The organism is Gordonia sihwensis NBRC 108236 (assembly GCF_000333035.1).
GTDB lineage: Bacteria > Actinomycetota > Actinomycetes > Mycobacteriales > Mycobacteriaceae > Gordonia > Gordonia sihwensis.
Window position 1 is genome coordinate 168799 of the sequence record NZ_BANU01000013.1, and the last position, 10300, is coordinate 179098.

Annotated in this window: 10 protein-coding genes; all 10 read left to right on the forward strand. The window is 68.7% G+C overall.

Annotated features, from left to right (window positions below):
• Positions 1–42 precede the first annotated feature (42 nt).
• The 10 genes from GSI01S_RS09730 to GSI01S_RS09775 all read left to right on the forward strand — a co-directional run bounded on the left by GSI01S_RS09730 (position 43) and on the right by GSI01S_RS09775 (position 10114).
• On the forward strand, positions 43–1392 hold the full coding sequence (locus tag GSI01S_RS09730; RefSeq protein ID WP_231650087.1) for a glycosyltransferase 87 family protein: 1350 nt from the start codon (positions 43–45) through the stop codon (positions 1390–1392).
• 94 nt (positions 1393–1486) lie between these two features.
• Entirely contained in the window at positions 1487–3505 is a 2019-nt protein-coding gene (thrS, locus tag GSI01S_RS09735; RefSeq protein WP_260868972.1) for a threonine--tRNA ligase, read from the forward strand.
• Between the two features lie 13 nt (positions 3506–3518).
• Positions 3519–4046: an ATP adenylyltransferase gene (locus GSI01S_RS09740; protein WP_006896379.1), complete on the forward strand. Its 528-nt coding sequence runs from the start codon at positions 3519–3521 to the stop codon at positions 4044–4046.
• Positions 4047–4054: 8 nt separating this feature from the next.
• Positions 4055–4753 carry a phosphatidylinositol phosphate synthase gene (gene pgsA / locus GSI01S_RS09745; protein WP_006896380.1) on the forward strand — a complete coding sequence of 233 codons (699 nt, stop codon included), beginning with the start codon at positions 4055–4057 and terminating at the stop codon, positions 4751–4753.
• Positions 4750–5676, forward strand: coding sequence for a phosphatidylinositol mannoside acyltransferase (locus tag GSI01S_RS09750; protein WP_006896381.1), 927 nt, complete (start codon positions 4750–4752; stop codon positions 5674–5676). Before pgsA ends, GSI01S_RS09750 begins: the two co-directional genes overlap by 4 nt.
• 4 nt (positions 5677–5680) lie before the next feature.
• On the forward strand, positions 5681–6805 hold the full coding sequence (locus tag GSI01S_RS09755; RefSeq protein ID WP_006896382.1) for a glycosyltransferase family 4 protein: 1125 nt from the start codon (positions 5681–5683) through the stop codon (positions 6803–6805).
• 30 nt (positions 6806–6835) lie between these two features.
• Complete coding sequence (locus GSI01S_RS09760; RefSeq protein WP_006896383.1) at positions 6836–7351, forward strand: LemA family protein; 516 nt, start codon at positions 6836–6838, stop codon at positions 7349–7351.
• Between the two features lie 93 nt (positions 7352–7444).
• Positions 7445–8350: a pyridoxal 5'-phosphate synthase lyase subunit PdxS gene (pdxS, locus tag GSI01S_RS09765; protein ID WP_006896384.1), complete on the forward strand. Its 906-nt coding sequence runs from the start codon at positions 7445–7447 to the stop codon at positions 8348–8350.
• Positions 8351–8555: 205 nt separating this feature from the next.
• Positions 8556–9383, forward strand: a complete 828-nt coding sequence (locus GSI01S_RS09770) for a PP2C family protein-serine/threonine phosphatase (RefSeq protein WP_006896385.1) — start codon at positions 8556–8558, stop codon at positions 9381–9383.
• On the forward strand, positions 9380–10114 hold the full coding sequence (locus tag GSI01S_RS09775) for a hypothetical protein (RefSeq protein ID WP_006896386.1): 735 nt from the start codon (positions 9380–9382) through the stop codon (positions 10112–10114). The genes GSI01S_RS09770 and GSI01S_RS09775 overlap by 4 nt, the downstream gene beginning before the upstream one ends.
• Positions 10115–10300 lie beyond the last annotated feature (186 nt).

Consider the following 10300-nt stretch of genomic DNA (forward strand, 5'->3'; position numbering starts at 1 on the left):
GCCGTACCGCCTCGGCGGACGGACCGGACGTATTATCGCCGAGTGAAAATCAGCGGGGCGGATACACGTCCGGTGACATGGTCGATGGTGGCACTGGCCGCTGTCGGTGCGGCGTTGATCATCGCCTGGAACATCTGGGTGGCGCCGTTCGACCACCCGGTGTTCGGACTCTTCAACATGGGCATCGACACGCGCGTCTACCGCGGAGGGGCCGCGGCGGTGTGGGACGGACGCCCGCTCTACGACCTCCCTGTGTACAAGGTGTGGCAATTCACCTACACCCCGTTCGCCGCGATCATCCTGGTGCCGCTGGCCTGGATCCCCGAGCACTCCGCCCAGTTCCTGTGGAACGTCGGCAACGTCGTGTGCCTGCTGGGTCTGGTCGCGGTCTCGCTGCGCTCGCTGCGGTTCCGGATCGACGGGCGATTCGTCGCCTTCGTCGTTCTGTTCGCGGTGTCGGTGATCGGTCTCGAACCGGTCCACACCACGTTCTGGAACGGTCAGATCAACCTGGTGCTGGCGCTGATCGTGATCGCGGATCAGGTGCGGCGAAGCGAGCGGATGCGCGGAATCGGCGTCGGGCTCGCCGCCGGTATCAAACTGACCCCGATCTTCTTCACCGCGTACCTGCTGATCACCAGGCAATGGCGCGCCGCGGTGACGGCGGTCGTCACCTTCGGCGTCACCATCGCCATCGGTCTGGCCATCCTCGGTTCGGAGGCGTGGGGGTTCTGGACCGACAGCCTCTCGCAGACCGGGCGGATCGGGCCGATGGACCACCCGGCCAATCAGTCGCTCAACGGCTTCTTCGCCCGACTGGTGCCCATGGGACTCGGGCACACGCCGAGCTGGCTGTGGATTCCGGTGGGTGTGGTCGTCGGACTGCTCGGTCTGTGGGCGGCGTACGCGGCCCACCGCGCCGGCCAGGAACTGCTCGCGTTGAGCATCACCGGCATGACCTCGTGCGCGGTCTCGCCCTTCTCCTGGGGACATCACTGGGTGTGGGTGGTGCCCTTGCTGATGGTGGCGGTGGTGCACTGCTTCGACGCGGCCGACCGGCGCCGCCCGGTCACGTGGCTGTGGTGGCTGGCACCGGCCACGGTGGTGGCGCTGACGTTCACCTGGTGGCATCGGGTCACCGTCGTCGGCCCCCACGGGCACGAGGACATCAAACTCTCGTTCGGTGTGTTCCGGTTCCTCCGGGCCCCGATCGGCCCGGCGTGGGAACTGCCGTTCCGTTTGGCGGGCAGCGGGGCGTATGTCCTGTTGCTCCTGATCACGATCGCGGTCACTCTGTGGATGTGCGACGGGATGCGCGCGATACGATTCAACGCGACCGTGCCGCGTGTCCGTGACCGACATGCGGCAGCCGCCCCTCTCGACACCGAATAGAGGAATCACGACCGTGCCCGACAACGTCGCTGCCGAAAGAGCCCGCCTGCCCGAGACCGTCCGGGTTCCGGCGGGCACTACCGCCGGCGCCGCCATGCGGGACGCGGATCTGCCCGACGGTGTCGAACTGCCCAACAAGGGACCGCAGGCGGTGGTCGTCGTCCGCGAGGCCGACGGCACGCTGCGCGACCTGTCGTGGGCGCCGGAGACCGACACGCTGGTCGAGCCCGTCACCGCGGACTCGGAGGACGGACGCGCGGTGATCCGCCACTCGTGCGCGCACGTGCTGGCGCAGGCCGTCCAGGAGCTGAACCCGAAGGCGCATCTGGGCATCGGGCCGCCGATCACCGACGGCTTCTACTACGACTTCCAGGTGGACGATCCCTTCACCCCCGAGGACCTCAAGGCTCTCGAGAAGCAGATGAAGAAGATCATCAAGTCCGGTCAGCGGTTCTCCCGCCGCGTCTACGAGTCGAAGGACCAGGCGCGGGCCGAGCTTGCGGACGAGCCGTTCAAGCTCGAACTGATCGACGACAAGGGCGCGGCCGACGACGCCGAGGTGATGGAGGTCGGCGGCGGCGAGCTCACCGCCTACGACAACCTCAATCCGCGGACCGGGGAGAAGATCTGGGGCGACCTGTGCCGCGGCCCGCACGTGCCGACCACCAAGTACATCGCCGCCTTCAAGCTGACGCGCAGCTCGGCCGCCTACTGGCGCGGCGATCAGTCGCTCGCCGACCTCCAGCGCGTGTACGGCACCGCCTGGGAGTCCACCGAGGCGATGGACGCCTACCTGGACCGTCTCGCCGAGGCCGAGAAGCGCGACCATCGCCGGCTCGGCGCCGAACTGGACCTGTTCAGTTTCCCCGACGAACTCGGTTCGGGTCTGCCCGTCTTCCACCCCAAGGGCGGCATCATCCGCAAGGAGATGGAGGACTACTCGCGCGAGCAGCACGCTGCCGCCGACTACGAGTTCGTCAACACGCCGCATCTGACCAAGGGGCATCTGTTCGAGGTGTCGAAGCACCTCGACTGGTACGCCGACGGCATGTTCCCGCCGATGCACCTCGACGCCGAGTACAACGACGACGGCACCGTCCGCAAGCCCGGCCAGGACTATTACGTCAAGCCGATGAACTGCCCGATGCACAACCTGATCTACCGGTCGCGCGGGCGGTCGTACCGTGAACTCCCGCTGCGGCTGTTCGAGTTCGGTTCGGTGTACCGGTACGAGAAGTCCGGCGTGGTGCACGGTCTCACCCGGGCCCGCGGCTTCACGCAGGACGACGCGCACATCTACTGCACGCAGGAGCAGGTGGTCGAAGAGCTGACCACCACGCTGAACTTCGTGCTGCAACTGCTCAAGGACTACGGTCTCGACGACTTCTACCTGGAGCTCTCCACCAAGGATCCGGAGAAGTACGTCGGATCGGACGAGGTCTGGGACGAGGCGACACAGACTCTGCGTCAGGTCGGCGAGGCCTCCGGTCTGGAGCTGGTTCCCGATCCGGGCGGCGCCGCGTTCTACGGGCCCAAGATCTCCGTTCAGGTCAAGGACGCGCTGGGCCGCACATGGCAGATGTCCACCCTGCAGCTCGACTTCTTCGAGCCCGAGCTCTTCGAACTCGAGTACACCGCCTCCGACGGCACCAAGAAGCGACCGGTGATGATCCACCGCGCGCTGTTCGGCTCCATCGAGCGGTTCTTCGGCGTCCTCACCGAGCACTACGCGGGCGCGTTCCCGGTGTGGCTGTCGCCGGTGCAGGTGGTCGGCATCCCGGTCGCCGACGCCTTCGCCGACCACCTGCAGGGCGTCGTCCGGCGCCTCAAGGGCCGACGGGTGCGCGCCGAGGTGGACTTCTCCGACGACCGGATGCAGAAGAAGATCCGCAACCACACCACCGCCAAGGTGCCGTTCATGCTGCTCGCCGGCGAGCGGGACGTGGAGGCGAACGCCGTGAGCTTCCGGTTCCGCGACGGAACCCAGCTCAACGGGGTGCCCGTCGACGACGCGATCGTGGCGATCGACGAGTGGGAGGAGTCGCGCCGCAACGATTCGCCGACCGCCGCCACCATGCAGGACTTCCTCGATGCCGCACGCAAGCGTCGATGAGGGAGCAGCGGCGATGACCGATCCGGATCACCTGCAGCGGTTGTGGACGCCGCACCGCATGAGCTACATCACCGCGGCCGCGCCCAGGCGGGCGGTCGACGGCGGTGAACTCACCGGGCACCCGTTCCTCGACATCCCGCGGATGTCGGACGAGGACGGGCTGATCGTCGCGCGCGGGGAGTCGGTGTACGTGGTGCTGAACCTGTACCCGTACAACCCCGGCCACGCCATGGTGGTCCCGTACCGTCAGGTGGCCGACCTCGAGGATCTCACTCCCGAGGAGAGCCTCGAGCTGATGGCGTTCACGCAGCGGCTGATCCGGGTCATCAAGTCGGTCTCGAATCCGGATGCGTTCAACGTCGGACTCAACCTGGGGGCGCCGGCCGGCGGCTCGCTGTCGGAACACCTGCACCAGCACGTCGTCCCGCGATGGACGGGCGACTCGAACTTCATCACCGTCGTGGGGGACACGAAGGTGCTTCCGCAACTCCTCCAGCAGACGCGCGCGCTGCTGGCACAGGCGTGGAACGAACTTTCTTAAGGACGGAAATGCTCAGCATCCTCGGACGGGCCTCGGTCTCCAAGGTCACCTTGCCGATCGGCCGTGCGCTCATCCGCACCGGGCTGACCCCGGACGCGATGACTCTCGTCGGCACCGTCATCACGGTCGGGGCCTCGATCGCCCTCTTCTCGCAGGGTTACCTCTTCGCGGGCGCCCTCGTCACGTGGGCGTTCGTGATGTTCGACATGCTCGACGGCGCGATGGCCCGCGCCCGCGGCGGAGGCACCAGATTCGGCTCGGTGCTCGACGCCACCTGCGACCGGATCGCCGACGGCGCGATATTCGGAGCGCTCGCCTGGTGGGCGGCCTTCACCGCGCCGCACCGTCCGCTGTTGATCGCGACGCTGATCTGCCTGGTGACCTCGCAGGTCATCTCCTACGCCAAGGCGCGTGCCGAGGCCGCCGGGCTGTACGGCGACGGCGGCCTCATCGAGCGGCCCGACCGGCTCATCATCGTCCTGGTCGGCGCCGGCTTCACCGATTTCCCCGGCCTGCACTGGTGGTGGGCGATCCACGTCGCGATGTGGGCGCTCGCGGTGCTGTCGGTGATCACCGTGGGTCAGCGGATGTGGTCCATCTACTGCTCGCCGGGCGCCCGCGATCTGATCCCCATCGCCGTTCCGGACGAGGCCGGCACGGATGACGGCCCGGACGAGTCCGGCCGCACCGGCGACGGGGAGGCGTGATCGTGCTCGACAAGCTCGCCGAGTACGCTTCCGACTTCGGTTATCGCGCCGGGTGGGCGGCCGTCCGCTGGGCGCCGGAGTCGGTGGCCCGCAGTGTCTTCGACGCCGTCGGGACCGTCGCCGGCCGGCGCGGCGGGGGGCCGGAGCAGTTGCGCAAAAATCTTGCGCGGGTGGTCGGCACGACGCCGGAGCAGGTGCCCGACGCACTCGTCGAACAGGCGATGCGCTCGTATGCGCGGTACTGGCGAGAGGCCTTCCGGCTGCCGACCACCGATCCCGCCGACATCGTGGCCAGTGTGCGGATGTCCGACCACGACCGCCGCGTGGTCGACGAGGTCTGCACGTCCGGTAAGGGCGTGGTGATGGCGCTGCCGCACTCGGGCAACTGGGACATCTGCGGGGTGTGGCTGGTCGCGCACTACGGACAGTTCGCCACCGTCGCCGAACGGCTCAAGCCGGAGTCGCTGTTCGACCAGTTCGTCGCCTACCGGGAGTCGCTCGGCTTCGAGGTCTTCCCGCTCACCGGCGGCGAGCAGCCGCCCTTCCGGCTCCTCGCCGATCGGCTGCGCGCGGGCGGCATCGTCTGCCTGATGAGCGACCGCGACCTGTCGCACAGCGGGGTGCCCGTCGAACTCTTCGGGGAGCGGACGCGGATGCCCGCGGGGCCGGCGAAACTCGCCATCGAGACCGGCGCGACCCTTCTCGCCGTGCACCACAGCTACCCGGACGCCGACACGTCCCTGATCCGCTGCGGCACCGTCATCGACACCTCCGGTGGCGTGGCCGCCGCCACCCAGGCCCTGGCCGACGCATTCGCCGAAGGCATCGCGAGTGCGCCCGCCGACTGGCACATGCTGCAGCCGCTGTGGGAGAGCGACTGGTCGCAGGCGCGCCGCGACCGGCTCGGGGTGGACGGGGAGTAGCGCGGTGAAGATCGGCATGATCTGCCCCTACTCGTTCGACGTGCCCGGCGGCGTTCAGGCGCACGTGATCGAACTGGCGGAGGTCTTCATCGGGCGCGGGCACGACGTGCGGGTCCTCGCGCCGGCCGGGCCGGACGTCCAGGTGCCGGACTACTTCGACTCCGCCGGCCCGGCGCTCGGGATCCCCTACAACGGGTCGGTCTCGCGTGTGACCTTCTCGCCGAAGGCCTACCACCGACTGCGGCGGTGGATCGAGGTGAACGAGTTCGACGTCCTGCACGTCCACGAACCCAACGCGCCCAGCCTGTCGATGCTGTCGCTGATGGTCGCGACCGGACCGATCGTCACCACCTTCCACACGGCGACCACGAAGTCGCTGTGGCTCACGGCGTTCGACTCGATGCTTCGCCAGTACCGCGAGCGGATCTCGGGCAAGATCGCCGTGTCCGAACTCGCGCGCCGCTGGCAGATGGAGTCGCTGGGCAACGACGCGGTGGAGATCCCCAACGGCATCGACGTCGCGTCGTTCGCCGAGGCGACACCGCTCGAGGGCTTCCCGGCGCCGGGCCGGACCGTGATGTTCCTCGGCCGCTACGACGAGCCACGCAAGGGCATCGACATCCTCATGCGCGCCCTGCCGCACATCGTCGAACGCTTTCCGGACGTGACCGTGCTGGTGGTCGGGGGCGGAGACGAGAAGGCGCTGCGACGGCGCGCCCGGGACCTGTCCGGACATCTGCAGTTCCTCGGCATGGTCGACGACGAGACGAAGGCGCGGGCCCTGGCGAGCGCCGACGTATACGTGGCGCCCAACCTCGGCGGCGAGAGCTTCGGCATCGTCCTGGTGGAGGCGATGGCGGCCGGGACGGCGGTGGTGGCCAGCGATCTGGTCGCATTCCAACGAGTGCTCGACGGCGGTGACGCCGGCCGGGTGGTGGAGACCGGCTCGCCGATCGCGCTCGCCGAGGCGGTCGTCGGCCTGCTCAGCGACGAGCAGGCACGGCAGGAACTCATCGCCCGCGGGCGGGCGCGGGCGCAGCGGTACGACTGGAGCCATGTGGCCGACGAGATCCAACGGGTGTACGACACCGTCACGCTGGGCGCCGGTCCCGTCGTGGTGTCGGACTAGGGCCGTGCCGGAAGCCGATCGGAGACGACTGTGACGAATGTGACGATCGTGTGGATCGTCGTCGGCGCGATCGCGGGAGCGGCGCTGCTCTGGCTCGCGATCCTGGCGGCCACGCGCGCGACCCGGCTCGACCGGCTCAACGTGCGCGTCGACCTCGCCTACGAGGCGCTCGTCGCGGCGCTGGAGCGCCGCGCCGTCGTCGCACGGGCCATCGCGTCCACGGCCCCGGACGGCGAGGGCGCCCGTGACCTCGCCGCCGCCGCGACCGACGCCGAAGCCGCACCGCGTCAGGAGCGGGAAGCCGCCGAGAACCGGCTGTCGGTGGCACTGGCCGGGGTGGCCGACACCGACCGGCCACCGGTTCTGGTCGCCGAACTCGCGGATGCCCAGACGCGGGTGACGATGGCGCGGCGCTTCTACAACGACGCGGTCCGCGATGCGCGCGCCCTGGGCGGTCGGCGAATGGTGCGCTGGCTCCGGCTGGGCGGACATTCCCGGCTCCCGGAGTACTTCGAGATCACCGAACGCGTCAGCGGTTCCCGCTGACTCCCTTCCCGCCGGACCCGGCGTTGGTCGGCACCGAGCCGATCGGGTTTACTTGGAGGGACATCCGACACCACTGAACAGGGAGATCAATCAGTGTCCACTGAGGCTCAGAACGCACCGGCGACCGGCACGGCTCGCGTCAAGCGCGGTATGGCCGAAATGCTCAAGGGCGGCGTCATCATGGACGTGGTCACCCCCGAGCAGGCCAAGATCGCCGAGGATGCGGGCGCCGTCGCGGTCATGGCTCTCGAGCGCGTTCCCGCCGACATCCGCGCTCAGGGCGGCGTGTCGCGGATGAGCGACCCGGACATGATCGACGGGATCATCGAGGCCGTGTCGATTCCGGTGATGGCCAAGGCCCGCATCGGTCACTTCGTCGAGGCGCAGATCCTGCAGAGCCTCGGCGTCGACTACATCGACGAGTCCGAGGTGCTGACCCCGGCCGACTACGAGAACCACATCGACAAGTTCGCCTTCACCGTGCCCTTCGTCTGCGGTGCCACCAACCTCGGCGAGGCGCTGCGCCGCATCAACGAGGGCGCCGCGATGATCCGGTCGAAGGGCGAGGCCGGGACCGGCGACGTCTCGAACGCCACCACCCACATGCGCCGGATCCGCCAGGAGATCCGCCGCCTCACCTCGCTGCCCGAGGACGAGCTGTACGTGGCGGCCAAGGAACTGCAGGCCCCGTACGAGCTGGTGGTCGAGGTCGCCAAGGCCGGCAAGCTTCCCGTCACGCTGTTCACCGCGGGCGGCATCGCCACCCCGGCGGACGCGGCGATGATGATGCAATTGGGCGCCGAGGGCGTCTTCGTCGGCTCGGGCATCTTCAAGTCGGGCAATCCGGAGCAGCGTGCCGCCGCGATCGTCAAGGCCACCACCTTCTACGACGACCCGGATCAGCTGGCGAAGGTCTCGCGAGGCCTCGGCGAGGCGATGGTCGGCATCAACGTCGACGACATCCCGCAGCCGCACCGGCTCGCCGAGCGCGGCTGGTGATCCGCCGATAAGACGCAGCATCGAACGAGGTTCCGCGGCGAGTATCGCCGGGAACCTCGTTCGCGTCTCGAGAGCGAGCCGAAGGTCTCGCTCCAGGGTATCGCGGCGTTGACGCTGTGGTAGAAGTACACTCGCGTGGGCGACGTAACCTGCTGCAGCTGTCGCCGGCGCCACGATCGCAGGACTACAGATCGCAGGGGAGACGATGGACGAACCGAGGATTCTGCGCGACGACGCGCTCACCGGCCGGGACGAAGTCGGAGACGTGGTCGTCGACTGGGCGGTCGTCTGCCATGTCGGTCGGGTTCGCGAAGCCAACGAAGACGCCGCGCTGGCCGTTCCCGGACGGTACATCGTCGCCGACGGCATGGGCGGCCATGACAGCGGCGAGCTGGCGAGTGAGGCGGCGCTGCTGACTCTGGCACAGGCACCGGTGGGGGAGAGCTCCGCCGACACGCGGCGGGACATCGCCGAGTTGCTGGAGAAGGCGCAGGAGCGGATCGGTGAGTTCGGCACCGAGACCGGCCGGCGCGCGGGCACCACGGCCACCGGCGTCGTTCTGGCGATCGAGGACGGTGTTCCGAACTGGGTCGCGTTCAACATCGGTGATTCGCGCACCTATCTGTACTCGGCGGGCGAGCTGCGCCAGGTGAGCGTCGATCACTCCCAGGTGCAGGAGCTCGTCGCCGCCGGATATCTGACGTCCGAACAGGCCCGAGTCGACCCGCGCCGGAATGTCATCACTCGTGCGCTCGGTGCGGGCATGACCGTTCCCGTCGCCGACTACTTCGCCTTCGCCGCAGCCGACGGCGACGTGGTGCTGCTGTGCTCGGACGGGCTCGACGGTGAGTTGAGCGACGACGAGATCGCCGTGATCCTGGAGGCCTCGCCCGACAACGAGGTCGCCGCCGCGGCTCTGGTCGAGGCCGCCCTGGAGTCGGGGGCGCACGACAATGTCACGGTGGTGGTCCTGTCGGCGACACTGCCGTCCGCCGCCGCCGAACCGGACCCGAACGCGACTGCGAGCCAGTGACGGTGCGACCGGAAGCGAGCACCACCTTCGTCGAGTACTGCGGCGAGCGGATGCCCGTGCTTCCCGGAGCACCGTTCTACATCGGCCGTGAGGCCACGCTGACCGTCGACGACAACCCCTATCTGCACCGCCGGTTCCTCGTGCTGCACGACGAGAACGGCATGTGGTGGCTGACGAATCTCGGGACGCATCTGTCCGCGACGGTGACCGCCGCCGACCTCGGCTTCACCGCGACGCTCGGTCCGGGCGCGCGGATGCCGCTCGTGTTCGGTCGCACCAGCATCGTCTTCACCGCCGGCCCGACCACCTACGAGGTACAGGTGCAGGCGGGCTCGCCCGACGTCTCCGCACCCACCGTGGAGACCCTGGTGGGCGGTGACACCACGCGCGGGGTGCCGAATTTCACCGAGAGCCAGCGGCTGGCGATCCTGGTGCTGGCCGAGGCGATCCTGAAGCGCGACGGTACCGGTGCCAGCGCCATCCCGAGTTCGGCGCAGGCCGCGGCACGCTTGGGTTGGCCGCTGACGAAGTTCAACCGCAAGCTCGACAATGTGTGCGACAAGCTCGACATGATCGGTGTGAGCGGCATGCGGGCGGGCGGGGGCAAGCTGGCGACCAACCGCAGGTTGCGGCTCGTCGAGTACGCTCTCTCGACCCGGGTCATCAGTCGTGAGGATCTCCCGCTCCTCGACGCGGAGTACGCGCGCAATCAGGCCTCTGAACAGCAGTGATGGCATGGGGAGTTCTCCCCATCGACGGATCTGGCCGAGCCCCATAGCGTTCTCTTCAACAGCCGCGGAACAGTGAGTTCCAGCGCCGAGAAAGGGAATTCGAGATGACCGTCACCGCAATCGCCGCCGCTCCTGCCGCCGCCCCCGCCGCCCGCGAGGCCGCACGCACCCGCCACTCACGCGGAC